Origin of the sequence: Actinomadura rugatobispora (assembly GCF_042656285.1) — a bacterium.
In the GTDB taxonomy this organism is placed as follows: Bacteria; Actinomycetota; Actinomycetes; order Streptosporangiales; family Streptosporangiaceae; genus Spirillospora; species Spirillospora rugatobispora.
In genome coordinates, this window is record NZ_JBHSON010000328.1 from 1 (window position 1) to 529 (window position 529).

General features: G+C 64.3%; 1 protein-coding gene. It reads right to left on the reverse strand.

All coding sequences use genetic code 11. The features are described 5' to 3' along the window. Positions 1–529 (reverse strand): AAA family ATPase (locus tag ACFPZN_RS56645; RefSeq protein ID WP_378293788.1); only part of this gene is annotated, 529 nt, incomplete at both ends.

The window sequence follows — 529 nt, forward strand, 5'->3', positions numbered from 1 at the left end:
GGCCTCCTGCCGCAGCTCGATCCCCATGTCCCGGTCCTTGAGCCGCTCGTCCACCTTGGCGATCATCAGATCCACGATCTGGATGATCTCCTTCGGCGTCAGCTGGTGGAACACCACCGTGTCGTCCACACGGTTGAGGAACTCCGGACGGAAGTGCTGCTTGAGCTCCTCGCCGACCTTCGCCTTCATCCGGTCGTAGGAGCCCTGCTCGTCGTTCTGCCGCTGGAAGCCGACGCCCTGGCCCTTGGAGATGTCACGGGTGCCGAGGTTGGTCGTCATGATGACGACGGTGTTCTTGAAGTCCACCACCCGGCCCTGGGCGTCGGTCAGCCGGCCGTCCTCCAGGATCTGCAGCAGCGAGTTGAAGATGTCCTGGTGCGCCTTCTCGATCTCGTCGAACAGCACCACCGAGAACGGCTTGCGGCGCACCTTCTCGGTGAGCTGGCCGCCCTCCTCGTACCCGACGTAGCCGGGCGGGGAGCCGAACAGCCGCGAGACGGTGTGCTTCTCCATGAACTCCGACATGTCC